This is a genomic window from Pantoea sp. y20 (assembly GCF_054903455.1).
This window is the reverse complement of sequence record NZ_CM142816.1, coordinates 3,008,354-3,025,650: the sequence shown is the minus strand read 5'-3', so window position 1 is coordinate 3,025,650 and position 17,297 is coordinate 3,008,354. Positions and strand designations below refer to the sequence as shown.

Sequence of the window (17,297 nt, the reverse complement as noted above, 5' to 3'; positions counted from 1 at the left end):
GGTGGAAACGTATTCACCACCAGAAAAAAACGGCGTAGAATTGCCGCTACAATAAGAGAGGGTTTTATGGTCGACACCGAAATGGGAAACTGGAAAGAATTCATCGAAGCGATGTTACGTAAGTAACGCGTGAAGAGAAAAGCAGGGCACTTCCCAACTTGCTGTAATTCTTACCACACACAACAATAAAGCCGCCATGGATGTTCATGGCGGCTTTTTTATTCATTTAACCGCGCGCGATGAATCACGCCGCGACAAGTGTGTGCACTTGATATGCGCGGAACCTGATGTCCGCACAAGCCTCAGCGGCGCAATGGCCTGCTTAATCGTGCGGCTTCTCTTTCAGCGGGAAGCGGCGGCGTACCACCACAAAGAACAGCGGCACAAAGAAAATCGCCAGCACGGTGGCAGAAATCATCCCGCCCATCACGCCGGTACCCACCGCGTGCTGGCTGCCGGAACCGGCACCGCTGCTGATGGCCATCGGCAGCACGCCGAAGATAAACGCCAGCGAAGTCATCAGGATCGGGCGCAGACGCTGACGCGAGGCTTCCAGCGTCGACTCCATCAGCTCGCGGCCTTTACTGTTGATCTCATTGGCGAACTCGACAATCAAAATGGCATTCTTCGCCGACAAGCCAATCACCGTGAGCAAGCCCACCTGGAAATAGACATCGTTCTCCAGCCCGCGCATCCAGGTTGCCACCAGCGCGCCCACCACGCCGAGCGGCACCACCAGCATCACTGAGAATGGAATTGACCAGCTCTCATACAACGCCGCCAGACACAGGAATACCACTAGCAGCGAAATCGCATACAGCGCCGGCGCCTGCGAACCGGATAAGCGCTCCTGATAGGAGGCGCCGGTCCACTGGAAGCCTACGCCCAGCGGCAGCTGCCCAACCAGTTTCTCCATCTCGTCCATCGCGGTACCGCTGCTGACGCCGTTCGCCGCTTCACCGACAATCTCCAGCGCAGAGTAACCGTTGTAGCGCTCCAGACGCGGTGAACCGGTTTGCCAATGGCTGGTGGCGAAGGCGGAGAAGGGCACCATGCTGCCGCTGTTGTTACGCACATACCACTTATTCACGTCTTCCGGCAGCATGCGGAACTCAGCCGCTGCCTGCACGTAGACTTTCTTCACGCGGCCGCGATCGAGGAAGTCATTGACGTAAGTTGAGCCCCAGGCGGTGGTTAAGGTGTCGTTGATGGTATCCAGCGACACGCCAAGCGCCTGCGCTTTGCGCTGATCGACATCAATCTGCAACTGCGGACTGTCGTCGAGGCCGTTGTGACGTACTCGCGACAGCGCCGGATTGCTGTCAGCCAGCTCAAGCAACTTATCGCGCATTGCCATTAGTCGCGTGTGGCCGATGCCACCGTGATCCTGCAGCTCCATATCGAAGCCCGACGAACTGCCCATGCCGGTAATCGCGGGCGGGCTGCTGGCGATAACGCGCGCTTCGTTGATCGTGTGGAAGGCTTTTGTCGCACGCTCGATGATGGCGAAAGAGGTGCGATCGCTGCCCGGACGCTCCTCCCAATCTTTCAAGCGAACGAACAGGCGCGCGACGTTTTGACCGTTACCGCCAGGACCCGCTCCGATGGTGGAGAACACCGAAACCACATTGTCTTTCTCCTGGGTCATATAATAATTCTCGACCTTCGCCACCACATTCGAGGTTTGTTGCAGCGTTGAACCGGCGGGCAACTGCACCTGCGTTAGAAATACGCCGCGATCTTCCAGCGGCAGGAACGAGGTGGGCAGACGGATAAACAGGAACGCCATCACGCCGATAATCGCCAGATAGAGCAGCAGCCAGCGGCCGCCTTTGCGCAGAATTTTGGCGACGCCGCGCTCGTAACGTTCCGCGCTGGCGTTGAAGGTGCGGTTAAACCAGCCGAAGAAGCCACGACGACCGTGATGATGTCCTTGCTCCAGCGGTTTCAGCAGCGTGGAACAGAGCGCGGGCGTCAGAATCATCGCCACCAATACCGACAGCACCATCGCCGAAACGATAGTGATCGAAAACTGGCGATAGATGGCGCCGACGGTGCCGCCGAAGAACGCCATCGGCACAAACACCGCCGACAGCACCAGCGCAATGCCGACTAGCGCGCCCTGAATCTGGCCCATCGATTTACGCGTAGCGGCGCGCGGCGACAGACCTTCCTCGCTCATGATGCGCTCGACGTTTTCCACCACCACGATAGCGTCATCCACCAGCAAGCCGATGGCGAGCACCATGGCGAACATCGTCAGGGTGTTGATGCTGTAGCCGAAGGCGTAGAGCACCGCAAAGGTGCCGAGCAGCACCACCGGCACGGCAATAGTCGGAATTAGCGTGGCACGGAAGTTTTGCAGGAACAGATACATCACAAGGAACACCAGCAGGATCGCTTCCAGCAGGGTCTTCACCACGTCTTTAATCGAGGCCTTAACGAACGGCGTGGTTTCGTAAGCGACTTTGGCTTCCAGCCCGTGCGGGAAGTAGTGCGACAGTTCAGCAATACGCTCACGCACCAGTTTGTCGGTGTTCATCTCATTGGCACCGGAAGCCAGCTTAATGCCGAGCCCCGAGGCCGCCTGACCATTATAGCGGCTGAGGAAGTCATATTTTTCCGCGCCCATCGCCACATCCGCCACATCGCCGAGCGTCACCACCGAGCCGTCGCTGTTGGTTTTCAGCGTCACCGCTTTGAACTGCGCCGGGGTTTGCAGCATCGACTGCGCATTCACCGTGGCGTTGAGCGCTTGCTTGTCCACCGACGGCAATCCGCCTACCTGACCCACCGCCACCTGCGCATTTTGCGATTCAATCGCGCTCACCACGTCTTCGGTGGTCAGCGCGTAGGCAATCAGCTTGTTGGGATCGAGCCAGATCCGCATCGCATATTGCGAGCCGTAAGCATCCACCTGGCCGACGCCATCAACACGGCTGAGCGGATCCTGAATGTTACTGGCGACGTAATCTGAAATATCCTGTTTGTCCATGCTTCCGTCGGTAGAGACGAAGGCAATCATCAGGATATTGCTGTCACCGGTTTTATTCACCGTCACACCTTGTGACTGTACCGCCGCAGGCAACTTACGCAGCGCACTTTGCAATTGGTTTTGCACCTGCTGGCGCGCTTCGTCGGGGTTAGTGCCAGCGGTAAAGGTGAGGGTGATCTGGGCTTGGCCGGTGTTGCTGCTGTTGGAGGACATGTACATCAAATTATCGATGCCGGTCATGTTCTGTTCGATAACTTGCGTAACGGTGTTTTCCAGCGTTTCCGCGGATGCGCCGGGATAGTTGGCGGTGATACGCACGTTAGGCGGCGCGAGGTCGGGATATTGCTCAACCGGTAGCGAGATGATCGCCAGCGTACCGCACAGGCAGAGCAGAATAGACAGAACCCAGGCAAAAATGGGCCGGTCGATAAAGAAATTCGACATGAAACCGACACTCCTCAACTGCGTATTTTTTACTTTTATTATGATGAGCGCGATGCGCGGACGGCGTCACGCTGGCGGAGTGCAAACTGCTCTCTCGAAAGACTCCTGCTGCAGACACTCTACGCGGCACAAATTAGAGAATCGTGAGTAAATTATGGAGAAAGTGTAAATATAGTGACGGTTTTTTGTGCGCGACTACAGATGTCGGCTTTCGAGCCACAGTACCGTAGCGGCAACGCGCGAACGGACATCCAGCTTGCGCAGCAGGTTGCGAATGTGCACTTTTACCGTCTCTTCGGAGATATGCAAGGTGGCAGCAATTTCCTTATTCGATAAGCCACGCGCCACTTCCTGCAGTACATCCAGTTCGCGTTCGGTGAGCTGTTTGAACGGGTTTGACGTCGGCTGGCGCGTCGCCAGATAATCGGCCACCACCTCGCTAAACACGTTTTCACCTTTAGCGCCGCGCATCACTTGCGCCAGCAGTAGTTCGGGTTCGCTGTCCTTGAGCAGATAGCCATCGGCACCGGCATCCACCATCGCATAAATATCACTGCGCGCATCGGAAACCGTCAGCACCAGAATCCGTGCGGCGATGCCTTCATTACGCAGCGCTTTCAGCGTGTCCAGTCCGGACATGCCTTTCATGTTGAGATCCAGCAGAATGACATCCGGCGACAAACGGCGTGCTTCGGCCAGCGCTTCAGTGCCATTATTGGCTTCCGCTACCACGTCCAGCCGGGGCTCCAGCGCCAGCAACTGGCGAATACCACGGCGCATCAGTGGATGATCGTCAACGATCATAATAGTCAGGGAAGGGTTAGCCATAATATCTCCAGTATCAAAGGCAACTTTCTTTCATTAACGCATCTGCCGTAGCGGCGCAGTTTATTGCGCGATGAATCGCGCCGCTACAGCAGGTGCGCTCTATAATCTGTCAGCTCAACCGGTGCGTCGGGCGCGGTGGAAAACGCAGCGTGACGCGCGTGCCTTGCGCCTGCGGGGTGATCATCAGCGTGCCGGATAATCGCGCGGCGCGCTCCGCCATGATGGTGAGACCATAATGTCCTGGCGGCTCTTCGAGGCTGCTGATGCCGCAGCCATCGTCTTCGATGGTCAGTAAGTGGTCCTCATCAGCGACACGCTGATAGTGAATCTGAATATTGTGCGCCTGCGCATGGCGAATCGCGTTGAGCAGCGCTTCGCGCGCAATCTGCAGCACATGCACTTGCTGCTGCGCATCCAGCATCTGCAAGCCGGGCTGATAATCGAAGTCGATTGCCGCCTGCGATTGCTCCTGCAGCGGCGCAATCATCGCCTGCATCGCCTGCACCAAATCAGCCTGTTCGATGGTCAGACGGAAGGTGGTCAGCAGTTCGCGCAACTGCTGATAGGCTTCGGCCAGCGCGCGATCGAAATCAGCGATAATCGCCAGCGCCTGCGGTTGCGACCCATCGACATTGCGTCGCAGCAGCGCCAGCTGGATGCGCAGGAAAGAGAGCGACTGCGCCAGCGAATCGTGCAGTTCGCGCGCAATGGTGGCGCGCTCTTCTATTAATAGCATCTGCTGATACTGCTTTTGCGTCTGCCAAATCCACAGTGCGCGCGCCAGCATGTTCGCCAGGCTCTGCATCAGTTCGTCGGCGGGCGGTGCGCGGTGGGTTTGCCAGCACAGTTCGCCCAGCCGCTGCTCTTCCTGCATCAACGGCAAACGCTGCCAGCTCACCTCATCCGCCGCCACACCGGCCTGAAACTCAATCCCTTCGCTATCAATTTTCAGCACCGTCAACGCTTCACGGCGCTGTACCAGACGCAGCAATCCCTGAAACAGTTCGGGATTGGGTGGGCTGCTGGTGAGAATTTGTGAGCTTTCATACAGTAGAGAAAGTGTGCGATTGGCCTGAGTGAGATCTTCGGTTTTATCACGCACCGCGCACTCCAGCAGGCGATAGTGCGAATGCAGCCGTTCGGCCATGGTAGTAAAAGCCTGCGCCAGCACACCCAGTTCATTCGGCTGTTGCACTGGCAGCGGCGGAAAAGCGAAATTCGCCTGCTCAACATATTGGCTGGCGGTCACCAGCGCGTTGAGCGGTCGCACCACGTTGCGGCGGATAAAGCGAATCGTCCACAACGCCAGCGCCACAATCGCCAGAAAACCGAACAGGCTGCTGGCGGCAACCAGATGCATCTTCAGTTCAGCATAATGCTGCAATGCCAGCACGAAGCGGTCGATCTCGCTGACGTAGCCCGCGACACGCTGCTGGTAGATTTGTGCTCGCCTGGGCTGCAACGTCTCCTGCAGCATCGGCCAACTGTGACGCAGATAGCGATAGCGGCTACTCACTTCAAGCGGTACCCACGCGCGCTCCAGATGCTGCAGCGCCGGGGATTCCAGCGTTTGTCGGTAGAGTTGGATGTGATGATCCAACTGCTGCGGATCGCGCGTGCTGTCCCACGCCAGACGGTAAATCTGCATGCGCAGCGATCCGGCGACATTCACCGCTTCGGCATCGCGCAGGCTGCTGGAGAGCGTCATCAGCGCCAGCCCGGTGGTCAACAGCGACAGCAGCACAATCACGCTGAGTGCGCGCGCAATGGTACGAGTAACGGGACGTTTCACAATCACAGTAATAACCCTTGTAAGAGCGGGGGATTATAGGGCAGCCGTGCGGTGACGGCGAGTGACATCTCGTCACATCAGGTTACTTTTAACAGAGAAAACTCTTTCTCTTTACCTTTCTCTAAATAACCCGCGCTAAGCTGGCGAATTATTAAACGGCTTTACGGCTTGCTCAACCTGGTTTTCATTCCCTGCGTGATAATAAGTCCTGTAACGCTTAACCCTTAACGGAAGACAACAGGAGCATCACATGAAGAGACGTTATGCCGTTCTGACTGCTGCACTGCTTGCCACCGGAAGTTTCTCGACGCTGGCGGCCCAGCCCGTAAGCGCCACGCAAGCGCAAAACCTGCAAAGCGCGGGCACCGTTTCCATCAGCGGCGTACGCGGCTCGCTGGATGATGCAACGCGCCATCTGTCGCAAAAAGCGCAAGAGGAAGGTGCCAGCGGCTATCGTGTTATTGGTGTACAAACTCCGGGCGACTCCAGCCTGTGGAGCGGCACCGCAGAGATTTATCGTTAATTCCCTCCAGTAGTTATCCCTGTAGCCATCCCTTTACCGGTTAGCCCTCTGGCCGGTTTTTTTGTGCACCGCGACGGATTATTACAATTCATCTTGTGCAGCCTGGCGGTATTTTTTGCTTCGTTCTTGCAGAACGGGTAGGATTCATCGCCGTAAATTCCCAGCCCGCCACGCGACATCGTTCCGCCGCTGTGACACCGGGTTTTTACCCCATTTCGCACCGCCATACGCAATCGTTTGGTTACGCGGTGATTGATGGTCAGGACAAACAGGATAGCTATGAAATCAACTAAAAAAACCGCAGCCGAACAACGCGCTGCGAAAAGACGCTGGCTCAACTCGCACGACAGCGGTTACCACAAAGCAATGGGTAACCGCCAGGTACAAATGATCGCCATCGGCGGTGCTATCGGTACCGGTCTGTTCCTCGGTGCTGGCGCGCGCCTGCAAATGGCCGGTCCTGCACTGGCGCTGGTTTATCTGGTGTGCGGTATCTTCTCCTTCTTTATCCTCCGAGCGTTGGGCGAACTGGTGTTACATCGTCCTTCCAGCGGCAGCTTTGTTTCTTATGCGCGTGAATTCCTTGGGGAAAAAGCGTCTTACGTTGCGGGCTGGATGTATTTCGTTAACTGGGCGATGACCGGTATCGTCGATATCACCGCAGTCGCGCTTTATATGCACTATTGGGGCGCGTTTGGCGATGTGCCGCAGTGGGTGTTTGCGCTAGGCGCGCTGGCGATTGTCGGCACCATGAACATGATCGGCGTGAAGTGGTTCGCCGAGATGGAGTTCTGGTTCGCGCTGGTGAAGGTGCTGGCTATCGTGGTGTTCCTGATTGTCGGCGTGGTGTTCCTCGGCAGCGGTAAACCGCTGGACGGCAATACCACCGGCTTCCATCTGATCACCGATAACGGCGGCTTCTTCCCGCACGGCTTGCTGCCAGCGCTGGTGTTGGTGCAGGGCGTCGTGTTCGCCTTCGCCTCGATTGAGCTGGTGGGTACCGCAGCAGGCGAATGTAAAGATCCCAAGACCATGCTGCCAAAAGCCATCAACAGCGTGATCTGGCGTATCGGCCTGTTCTACGTCGGTTCCGTGGTGCTGCTGGTACTGCTGCTGCCGTGGAATGCCTATCAGGCGGGGCAAAGTCCGTTCGTGACCTTCTTCTCCAAACTGGGTGTGCCTTATATCGGTAGCGTAATGAACATCGTGGTGCTGAGCGCCGCGCTGTCGAGCCTTAACTCGGGTCTCTATTCCACCGGCCGTATTCTGCGCTCCATGTCGATGGGCGGTTCTGCGCCACAGTTTATGTCGAAGATGAGCAAGCAGCAGGTGCCGTATGCCGGCATTCTGGTCACCGTTGCCGTTTACATCATCGGCGTGGTGCTGAACTACTATGTGCCGTCGCAGGTGTTTGAAATCGTTCTGAACGTGGCCTCACTCGGCATCATCTCGTCGTGGGCCTTTATCGTGGTGTGCCAGATGCGTCTGCGCAAAGCGATCAAAGAGGGCAAAGCCGAAGATGTCAGCTTTAAGCTACCGTGGGCGCCGTTCACCTCCTGGTTGACGCTGCTGTTCCTGGTGAGCGTGCTGGTGCTGATGGCGTTCGACTATCCGAACGGCACGTACACCATCGCCTCGATTCCCCTGATTGCCGTGGTGCTCGTGCTGGGTTGGTTTGGCGTGCGCAAACGCGTTAATGCCGAAGCGATGAAAGAGCACGAACATCATGCTGACGACCAGGATGATGTATCGCCGAAACTGGCGGACGATAACGCGCGTTAATCGTAGCGATTCTCATCTACGGGGGCCTTTTGGCCCCCGTTTTTATTTCAATTCCCCTTCACTTGATCCCACGTCGGGATTTACCCCTTTGGGGTGATATAGCCCTCTTTAGCGTCAGGTTATTTTACGCACCATCTCTCTTTCCCCCGTTTAAGGTGAACCGATGGCGCTGTCGCGACGTGAACTCTTTACCGGGCAGCGCGTAGCGTCTGCTGACGGCATCGCTTTGCCATGGTGGCGGGGAGAGAAGGGTTGTGATGGCTGCGGCACATGCGTCTCGGCCTGCGAAACCCACATCATCCGCCTGGCTGCCGGTGAAGTGCCGCACCTCGATTTTCTGCAGGGTGAATGCACGTTTTGCGCCGCCTGCGTAGACGCTTGCCCGCAGCCGCTATTCCACGCGCGTGAAACCGAGCCGTTTCCACAGCGCATTCGCATCGACAACCGCTGCATCACCTTCCTGGGCGTGAACTGCCGCAGCTGCCAGGAGAGTTGTGAACAGCAAGCCATCCGTTTCCTGCTGATGCCGAACGGCATCGCACAGCCTGAAACCCTTCCGCAGCATTGCACCGGTTGCGGCGCCTGCATCGCGCCTTGCCCGGTCTCAGCCACAGGATTACATCATGAACCATGAAAACAGTTGGCACGTCTGCGGCCTGGTGATTCAGGCGCGGCCGGCGTCGATTCCCGCCGTAAAAAGTGCGCTGCTGGCCTTTGCCGATTGCGACATCGCCGCGGAAGACGCCGCGCGCGGCACGCTGGCGGTAACGCTGGGTGCCGCGGATAGCGCCGCACTGCTGCGCAATATTGAAGAGAGCCGCAACATCGCTGGCGTGTTGGCGGTATCGCTGGTCTATCACCAGCAAGACGAAATTGAAGAACCTTGTAAGGAAGCATCATGAGCATAAGTCGTCGTGATTTTATGAAGGCCAATGCGGCGGCTGCTGCTGCAACGGCTGCAGGACTCACCATTCCCACCGTCACCAAAGCCGCGACCTCGCTGGCTGCGCCAATTCGCTGGGAAAAAGCGCCGTGCCGATTCTGCGGCACCGGCTGTGGCGTGCTGGTTGGCACCCAGGATGGCCGCGTAGTGGCGTCGCAGGGCGATCCGCAGGCAGAAGTGAACCGCGGTCTGAACTGTATCAAAGGCTATTTCCTGCCGAAGATCATGTACGGGAAAGATCGTCTGACCCAGCCGCTGCTGCGCATGACCGACGGTAAATATGCCAAAGAGGGCGAGTTCACCCCGGTCAGCTGGGATCAAGCCTTCGACATCATGGAAGAGAAGTTCAAAGCGGCGCTGAAAGCCAACGGCCCGGATTCGGTCGGCATGTTCGGTTCCGGTCAGTGGACGGTGTGGGAAGGTTACGCGGCCTCCAAGCTGATGAAAGCCGGTTTCCGCACCAACAATCTCGATCCCAATGCGCGTCACTGCATGGCTTCAGCGGTGGTTGGCTTTATGCGCACCTTCGGCATGGACGAACCGATGGGCTGCTACGACGACATCGAGCAGGCCGACGCCTTTGTGCTGTGGGGCTCGAACATGGCGGAGATGCATCCGATTCTGTGGTCACGTATTACCGCGCGTCGTCTCAGCAGTGAGAATGTCAAAGTGGCGGTGCTTTCCACCTATCGTCATCGCAGTTTTGAGCTGGCCGACAACGCGATGGTGTTCACACCGCAGAGCGATCTGGCGATCCTCAACTTCATCGCCAACTACATTATTCAGAACAACAAGGTCGATAAAACCTTCCTGCAGAACCACGTTACGCTACGCAAAGGCGTGACCGACATCGGTTACGGTTTGCGCCCCACCGATCCGCGTCAGGCTTCGGCGAAGAACCCGGACAGCGGCGAATCCACGCCGATGAGCTTTGACGAGTTTGCGAAGTTTGTCTCTGAGTACACGGTGGAAAAAGCCAGCGCAATGAGCGGTGTGGAGAAAGATCAACTCATCGCCCTCGCCGAGCTGTATGCCGATCCGAAAGTCAACGTGGTGTCGTACTGGACCATGGGCTTCAACCAGCATACGCGCGGCGTGTGGGCCAATAACCTGTGCTACAACCTGCACTTATTGACCGGCAAAATTTCACGTCCGGGCACCGGTCCGTTCTCGCTCACCGGCCAGCCATCGGCGTGCGGCACGGCGCGTGAAGTCGGCACCTTCTCGCACCGTTTACCGGCGGACATGGTGGTCAATAATGACAAACACCGCGCCACCGCCGAGAAGCTGTGGAAGCTGCCGCAGGGCACGGTGCCGGCCAAAATTGGTTTGCACGCCGTGGCGCAGGATCGCGCGCTGAAAGATGGCAAGCTCAACGCCTACTGGGTGATGTGTAACAACAACATGCAGGCCGGTCCGAACCTGACGCAGGAGCGTATGCCGGGCTGGCGCGATGAGCGCAACTTCATCGTGGTTTCCGATCCCTATCCCACCGTCAGCGCCTTGTCGGCTGACCTGATTCTGCCCACTGCGATGTGGGTGGAGAAAGAGGGCGCGTATGGCAACGCCGAGCGTCGTACTCAGTTCTGGCATCAGCAGGTGAAAGCGCCGGGCGACGCAAAATCCGATCTGTGGCAGCTGGTGAATTTCTCCAAACGTTTCAAGGTAGCGGAAGTGTGGCCGGAAGCGCTGCTGGCGCAGAATCCGGAGCTGCGCGACAAAACGCTGTTTGATGTGCTGTACGCCAACGGCCAGGTCAACCAATTCCCACTGAGTGAAGTGGCAGATGACCAGTTGAATGATGAAGCGCGCGAGTTTGGCTTCTACATCCAGAAAGGCTTGTTCGAGGAGTACGCCAGCTTTGGACGCGGTCACGGCCACGATCTTGCGCCGTTCGATGCTTACCATCAGGCGCGCGGCCTGCGCTGGCCGGTGGTGGATGGCAAAGAGACGCGCTGGCGCTATCGCGAAGGTTACGACAGCTACGTCAAAGCCGGTGAAGGCGTGCGTTTCTACGGTAAGCCGGATGGTAAAGCCACCATTTTCGCGCTGCCTTACGAAGCGCCAGCCGAATCGCCGGATGAAGAGTACGACCTGTGGTTCTGTACCGGTCGCGTGCTGGAGCACTGGCACACCGGCACCATGACGCGTCGCGTGCCGGAGCTGCACCGCGCAGTGCCGCAGGCGCTACTCTATATACATCCGCTGGATGCCAAAGAGCGCAATTTCCGTCGCGGCGAGAAAGTCCGCGTGGTGTCGCGTCGTGGCGAAACCCTTGCCACCGTGGAAACGCGCGGTCGTAATCAGCCGCCAAAAGGTCTGGTATTTATGCCGTTCTTTGATGCGGGCGTGCTGGCCAACAACGTCACGCTGGACGCCACCGATCCGCTGTCGAAGCAGACCGATTACAAAAAATGCGCCGTCAAGCTGGTTAAAATTTAAGGCAGGATGCAATGAAACCCTTAATCACACTTGTTACTTTAGCCGCCCTGATGCTGGGCGGCACGGTTTACGCCAATAACGGCGTCGATCTCAATCAGTCACCGGAAGTGACGGCTACGCAGCAGGGCACCATTCATCAGCCCAAAGAGCAGAGCCGCAAGCCGTTGAACTACGTGAACCAGCCGCCGGTGATCCCGCACAGCGTCGATGGCTATCAGGTGACGAAAAACGTTAACCGTTGCCTGCAGTGTCACGGCACGCAGAGCTATCTCACCACCGGTGCGCCACGCGTTAGCCCAACGCACTTCACCGATCGCGATGGTCTGGTGAGCAGCACCGTGTCGCCGCGTCGCTACTTCTGCCTGCAGTGTCACGTACCGCAAACCGATGCCAAACCGGTGGTGGAAAACACCTTCAAACCGGCTGACGGCTTCGGTAAGTGAGGAAATGATGAAAGAGAAACTTCTGCGCATCTGGCGCTGGTGGCGACGTCCAAGTCGTCTGGCGCTCGGTACGCTGCTGATTCTGGGCTTTGCTGGTGGCATTATTTTCTGGGGCGGCTTCAACACCGCGATGGAGATGACCAACCGCGAACAGTTCTGTATCGGCTGCCATGAGATGCGCAATAACGTCTATCAGGAATATATGCAGACGGTGCACTACAACAACCGCAGCGGCGTGCGCGCCACCTGTCCGGATTGTCACGTGCCGCACGAGTGGGGCCCGAAAATGCTGCGTAAGATCCAGGCGAGCAAAGAGGTGTATGCCAAGATTTTCGGCATCATCGATACGCCGCAAAAGTTCGAGGATCATCGCATTAAGCTGGCGCAAAACGAGTGGCGCAGGATGAAAAACAACAATTCGCAGGAGTGTCGTAACTGCCACAACTTCGATTATATGGATTTCACCGCGCAGAAAACCGTGGCCGCGAAGATGCACAGCAAAGCAGTTGAGGAAGGGAAAACCTGTATCGATTGCCACAAAGGTATCGCGCACCATCTGCCCGATATGAAAGACCAACCCAACGGTTTTTGAGGCCTAACAACGCGGCATGAATTGGCGTAATGCCGATCACTACCGCAGCGCATCAAACCACTGCACAATCCGTAGCGGCGCGATTTAACGCGCAACCCATTGCGCCGCTACAATCTCTGTGCACTGAGCCAGGAGCGCCCATCACGGCGACCGGCCTCACAATTCAGATAGTTTTCCCCACCGCTTCGGCCTATCATCTCAGGCTCCCTCAATTTAGCAGTGGAGCGGTTATGTCGTTAAAGATCAACATCATCAAAGACAAGTTGCTGTCAGAAAACTGGTTTGTGCTGCGCAACTTCACCTACGAACTCACCCGCAACAACGGCGAAGTCGTGCGCCATAAGCGAGAAGTGTACGATCGCGGAAACGGTGCCACCATCCTGCTGTACAACACTGAAAAAAATAGCGTGCTGCTGGTGCGTCAGTTCCGCATTGCCACTTATGTCAATGGCAATGAAAGTGGCGAACTGATTGAGACCTGCGCCGGGCTGCTGGATGACGACTCGCCGGAAGATTGCATCCGCAAAGAAGCGATAGAAGAGACCGGCTATCAGGTGGGTAAGGTCGATAAAGTTTTTGAAGCCTACATGTCGCCGGGCGGCGTGACTGAACTGATCCACTTCTTCGCCGCGGAATACAGCGATGCACAGCGCGCCAACAAGGGCGGTGGCGTTGAGGATGAAGAGATTACCGTGCTGGAGCTGAGTTTCCCGGAGGCGCTGGCGATGGTGAAAGATGGCCGCATTCGTGACGGTAAAGCCATTATGCTGCTGCAGCATGCGCAGATCGCCGGTTGGTTGCAGGCGTAGTTTTGACCGTAGCGGCGCAATTTATTGCGCTCTTTTGACCTTTTCATCGAGGTGAAAATGCGCAATAAATTGCGCCGCTACAGCAATGTGTGGCCATCTTGCCTTACACACACTCTCCCAACGTTTCCGGGACACATTGCGGATACGCCTGCAATCTTGCCAGCGCTTCGGCATACGAAGGCATCGAGTGCGCTGCACCGGAGCGTTCCACACACAGCGAAGCATAAGCTGAAGCAAACAGCGCCGCCTGTGGCAGTTCATCGCCGGAAGCCAGCCGCGCCGCCAGTGCGCCATTAAACGCATCGCCCGCGCCGGTGGTATCCAGCGGCTGAGCCGGGAACAGCGGAATACGCAGCGGCGGCTGGTCTGCTACTGACAGCAACGCACCGCAAACCCCCAACGTAATAATCACCTGACGCGCCCCTTTGCGATGCAGCTTCTCTGCGGCTTGATGCGCGCTGGCGAAGTCGGTGACCTTCACGCCGGTCAGCTGCATCGCTTCGGTGCTGTTAGGCGTCAGCAAATCCACTTTTGCCAGCAGCGCATCGGTGACCTTCTGCCACGGCGCAGGATTCATAATCACAAAGGTGCCACCGGCGCGCGCGTTGTCGATCATGCGCTGAATGGCGCTGAGATTATTCTCCAGCTGCACCAGCAGAATATCGGCTGCCGCAACGGTGGGTTGGCAGCGCGTCACCTCGGCGGCAGTTACGGTGGTGTTCGCGCCGGGATAGACCGAAATCATGTTCTCGGCATCGTCACCGGCGACATAAATCAGCGCATTGCCGGTCGGTTTCTCCTTGCAGGTAAACAAGGTAATGGCATCGAAACCGGTCTTTTCCAGATGGCGACGCGCAAACATGCCGAAGTCATCATTACCAATCTTACCGATATAGTGCACGCGCGCGCCGGCGCGCAGCGCGGCCGTCGCCTGATTCGCGCCTTTGCCGCCCGGTCCCATCATGCTGGTATGGGCGGTGAGCGATTCGCCCGGCATTGGAAAGCGGTTCATTACCGCGACTACGTCGAGGTTGAACGAGCCAAACACACACACTTTTCCTTTCATCATGCACTCCTGAACAGACGTTCGGCGGCTAAACAGGCACCGCGACAACCGGTGTGGTCGGTGGATTGGCTAAACACAATCTTCAAACCCTCACGCGTGGCGGGTGGACGAAGATGCTGCTGAATCTGGCTGCGCAGCTGTGCCAGCGGGAAGTCCGCCATCGCCAGCACGCCGCCGCCCAGAATCAGGTATTCCGGATCGAGGATGTTCATCTCGGTGGCAATCAGTTGCGCCAGCCGCTGTATAAAAGCCTGCAGCTCCGGATGCTCACGATGCTGGGTAAATAGCGCTGACATGTTAGTTTCCGGCACATGGGCGCTCGCCCAGCGACTCAGCCAATGGCCCGACGTCACGGTTTCCGCACAGCCACGATTGCCGCACGGGCAGGGCAGATCGTTGCCGGCAACAGGCACATGACCAAGCTCACCCGCGCCACCGTGTTGACCATGATAAAACTGGCCGTTAAGCCACAGGCTGTTGCCCATGCCGGTGCCGGGATACAAACCCACCGCGCTGTCTGGCAGCTGCTCCAGCTGCAGTAAATCCCACAGCATCAGATGGTTAACATCTTTGTCCATCGCCACCGGTACGCCAAGGCGTTCGGTGAGGCGCGCGGCAACCGGTTGCTGATCCAGCGCCTGAATAAACGGCAGCGAAATCACCTGCTGGCGGTCACGGCTGAGAATGCCGGGTAATCCGAGCATCACGCCGCTAACTGGCTGCTGCTCCAGCGTTTCGCTGATTAACTGGCCCAACGCGTTAAGCGCATCAGGCTGCTGCGCCCAGCTGGCCGTCGGCACTTTACGGAAGCTCGACCAAACGCGGCCTGCTTCCATCAGCTGCAGACGTGTGCCGGTGCCGCCAATGTCGATACCGAGCCAGCATTTTTTCATGCGGATACCTGCGCCAATCCCTGAGCCTCATCAATGCTTTCGCGCATCATATTCCAGGCGGTTTCCAGATCGTCATGAATATTGAACAGGCCGGAGGTGCCGACAATCAGCACTTCTGCACCCGCGCCGACCAGCGTGTTGTAGGTGCGGGTATTGCAGGAACCGTCGATCTCAATCAGATATTGATAGCCGTTGGCCTGCTTCAGCGCTTTCAGCTCTTGCACCTTCTGCACCATTTCCGGAATAAACGGTTGTCCGGCGTAGCCGGGATCCACCGTCATCACGGTGATTTTATCCACCAGATGAATGTAGTGATGAATAAAGGAGACCGGCGTAGCAGGATTAAGCACCACGCCAACTTTCTTGCCGAAGCTGCGGATCATATTGATCACCCGGAATGCATCGCGGTTGATGGTTTCGGCGTGCGGGCAGATGTAATCGGCACCCGCTTTGGCAATTACTTCAATGAAATCGGTGGGCTGCTCGACCATCAAATGCACATCCAGCGCCACTTTGGTGAACGGGCGAATCTGCTCAATAAAGAACGGTGACAGCGTGATATTTTTCACGTAGTGACCATCCATAATGTCGATATGCAGGAAGTCGGCGCGGGAGTCCAGCACGGCGAGCTGGTGCTTGATCTCCATCAGATTCATACACATCAACGACGGGGAGACTTGAATACGCATCATACTTCCTTTTTTTCGGTCAAAGGGTTAAGCGCCGCCGCCAGTTTGCTGAGCTTGACGGCACGATGTTCGTTAAAGCGAGTTTTGAATTGTTTGAAGGCCAACACCACAATCAGCACCGCGCCCCACATTGCCAGGCTAACGTGCTGGCTGATGTTCATCAGGTTGAAGCCGGTGGAGAGCACTTGCAGGGCGATCAGCGCCAGCACCACGCCGGTCACGCGACCAAACCCGCCATTCGGGTCGGTGCCGCCAAGGATAATGGCCAGCACCGTCAGCAGCAGATACGCATCGCCGTAACCCATACGCGCCGAGTTGAAGCGCGCCATCATGATCAAACCGGCCAACACGCACAGCAGGCTGGAGATGACGTACACCAGAATCACCATGCGATGCGTATTGATGCCGCTAAACCAGGTGGCGTTGATGTTGCTGCCGCCCATATAGATGCATTTACCGGCGCGGGTTTTGCCGAGGAACAGCGCCAGCAGCGCGGCGGCAAACAGGAACACCCACAGCGGCAGCGGAACGCCAAGCAGCGTGTTGGAACCGAGCGCCTGCACCACCGACGGCATGCCGCTGACGGCCGCGCCTTTGGTCAGCCAGATGCCGATACCGTTCAGCGTCATCATGGTCGCGAGCGTCACCAGAATCGGGTGCGCACCGATGCGCGTCACCATCACGCCGGTAATCACGCCGATCACCGCCGCAATCAGCATCGCGCCGATAATCGCAATAAACAGCCACAGCAGTTGCATGCCAGTGCCGGCATCGGCGGGCAGGGCGCGCATCAGCGTCCAGGCGATAAACAGCGCCGTCAGGTTGGCGGTGGCGATGATTGCCAGATTCAGTCCGCCGCTGAGAATGGCGATAAACATCGCCAGCGTCAGCAAGCCCAGCTCAGGCAGCTGAAATGCCATACTCATAAAGGTCGAATCAGTGAGAAAGCGACCCGGCAACATGACGGTAAAGATCGCCAGCGCCAGCGCGATTAACAGCATCAGGCCGATATTGGTGCCGTCCGGACGCAGAGCAGAGAGTGATTTCATGTTGATG

16 protein-coding genes are annotated in these 17,297 nt (G+C 57.4%); 9 read left to right on the top strand and 7 right to left on the bottom strand.

Annotation, left to right across the window (positions count from 1 at the left end; translation table 11 throughout):
• Window positions 1-66 precede the first annotated feature (66 nt).
• Complete coding sequence (ypfM, locus tag ACYAC5_RS14115) at window positions 67-126, top strand: protein YpfM (protein ID WP_137386901.1); 60 nt, start codon at window positions 67-69, stop codon at window positions 124-126.
• A gap of 196 nt (window positions 127-322) precedes the next feature.
• Here the strand turns inward: ypfM and acrD are convergent, their stop codons facing one another.
• The 3 genes from acrD to narQ all read right to left on the bottom strand — a co-directional run bounded on the left by acrD (window position 323) and on the right by narQ (window position 6,065).
• Window positions 323-3,439, bottom strand: a complete 3,117-nt coding sequence (gene acrD, locus ACYAC5_RS14110) for a multidrug efflux RND transporter permease AcrD (protein ID WP_462061927.1) — start codon at window positions 3,437-3,439, stop codon at window positions 323-325.
• Window positions 3,440-3,634: 195 nt separating this feature from the next.
• Window positions 3,635-4,267, bottom strand: a complete 633-nt coding sequence (locus ACYAC5_RS14105; RefSeq protein ID WP_110866498.1) for a response regulator — start codon at window positions 4,265-4,267, stop codon at window positions 3,635-3,637.
• Between the two features lie 109 nt (window positions 4,268-4,376).
• Window positions 4,377-6,065 carry a nitrate/nitrite two-component system sensor histidine kinase NarQ gene (narQ, locus tag ACYAC5_RS14100; RefSeq protein WP_277973946.1) on the bottom strand — a complete coding sequence of 563 codons (1,689 nt, stop codon included), beginning with the start codon at window positions 6,063-6,065 and terminating at the stop codon, window positions 4,377-4,379.
• Window positions 6,066-6,309: 244 nt separating this feature from the next.
• Here narQ and ACYAC5_RS14095 point away from each other — a divergent pair, with 244 nt between their 5' ends.
• From ACYAC5_RS14095 to nudK, 8 genes are all read left to right on the top strand, one after another.
• A complete protein-coding gene (locus ACYAC5_RS14095) occupies window positions 6,310-6,582 on the top strand; it encodes a YdgH/BhsA/McbA-like domain containing protein (protein WP_462061926.1) in 273 nt (90 codons plus the stop codon).
• A gap of 279 nt (window positions 6,583-6,861) precedes the next feature.
• A complete protein-coding gene (gene ansP / locus ACYAC5_RS14090; RefSeq protein ID WP_101763535.1) occupies window positions 6,862-8,364 on the top strand; it encodes an L-asparagine permease in 1,503 nt (500 codons plus the stop codon).
• A 163-nt stretch (window positions 8,365-8,527) separates the two neighbouring features.
• Window positions 8,528-8,998 carry a ferredoxin-type protein NapF gene (gene napF, locus ACYAC5_RS14085; RefSeq protein ID WP_192411412.1) on the top strand — a complete coding sequence of 157 codons (471 nt, stop codon included), beginning with the start codon at window positions 8,528-8,530 and terminating at the stop codon, window positions 8,996-8,998.
• On the top strand, window positions 8,988-9,266 hold the full coding sequence (locus ACYAC5_RS14080) for a chaperone NapD (RefSeq protein ID WP_176971097.1): 279 nt from the start codon (window positions 8,988-8,990) through the stop codon (window positions 9,264-9,266). The genes napF and ACYAC5_RS14080 overlap by 11 nt, the downstream gene beginning before the upstream one ends.
• Complete coding sequence (gene napA, locus ACYAC5_RS14075; protein WP_101763538.1) at window positions 9,263-11,749, top strand: nitrate reductase catalytic subunit NapA; 2,487 nt, start codon at window positions 9,263-9,265, stop codon at window positions 11,747-11,749. Before ACYAC5_RS14080 ends, napA begins: the two co-directional genes overlap by 4 nt.
• Window positions 11,750-11,760: 11 nt before the next feature.
• The gene (gene napB / locus ACYAC5_RS14070; RefSeq protein ID WP_007890846.1) at window positions 11,761-12,192 is read left to right on the top strand and encodes a nitrate reductase cytochrome c-type subunit; all 432 of its coding nucleotides are present in this window, start codon (window positions 11,761-11,763) and stop codon (window positions 12,190-12,192) included.
• Between the two features lie 7 nt (window positions 12,193-12,199).
• Window positions 12,200-12,784 carry a cytochrome c-type protein NapC gene (gene napC / locus ACYAC5_RS14065; RefSeq protein WP_101763540.1) on the top strand — a complete coding sequence of 195 codons (585 nt, stop codon included), beginning with the start codon at window positions 12,200-12,202 and terminating at the stop codon, window positions 12,782-12,784.
• A gap of 230 nt (window positions 12,785-13,014) precedes the next feature.
• Window positions 13,015-13,593 carry a GDP-mannose pyrophosphatase NudK gene (nudK, locus tag ACYAC5_RS14060; RefSeq protein ID WP_101763541.1) on the top strand — a complete coding sequence of 193 codons (579 nt, stop codon included), beginning with the start codon at window positions 13,015-13,017 and terminating at the stop codon, window positions 13,591-13,593.
• Window positions 13,594-13,696: 103 nt separating this feature from the next.
• Here nudK and ACYAC5_RS14055 read toward each other — a convergent pair whose 3' ends face one another.
• Genes ACYAC5_RS14055 through ACYAC5_RS14040 form a run of 4 tightly spaced genes read right to left on the bottom strand, consistent with a single transcriptional unit; the run spans window position 13,697 to window position 17,290 of the window.
• The gene (locus tag ACYAC5_RS14055) at window positions 13,697-14,659 is read right to left on the bottom strand and encodes a ribokinase (protein WP_309836642.1); all 963 of its coding nucleotides are present in this window, start codon (window positions 14,657-14,659) and stop codon (window positions 13,697-13,699) included.
• Window positions 14,659-15,552, bottom strand: coding sequence for an allose kinase (gene alsK / locus ACYAC5_RS14050; protein WP_462061925.1), 894 nt, complete (start codon window positions 15,550-15,552; stop codon window positions 14,659-14,661). Before alsK ends, ACYAC5_RS14055 begins: the two co-directional genes overlap by 1 nt.
• Complete coding sequence (gene alsE / locus ACYAC5_RS14045; protein ID WP_061717928.1) at window positions 15,549-16,241, bottom strand: D-allulose 6-phosphate 3-epimerase; 693 nt, start codon at window positions 16,239-16,241, stop codon at window positions 15,549-15,551. The genes alsK and alsE overlap by 4 nt, the downstream gene beginning before the upstream one ends.
• The gene (locus ACYAC5_RS14040; protein ID WP_101763544.1) at window positions 16,241-17,290 is read right to left on the bottom strand and encodes an ABC transporter permease; all 1,050 of its coding nucleotides are present in this window, start codon (window positions 17,288-17,290) and stop codon (window positions 16,241-16,243) included. Before ACYAC5_RS14040 ends, alsE begins: the two co-directional genes overlap by 1 nt.
• Between the last annotated feature and the right edge of the window lie 7 nt (window positions 17,291-17,297).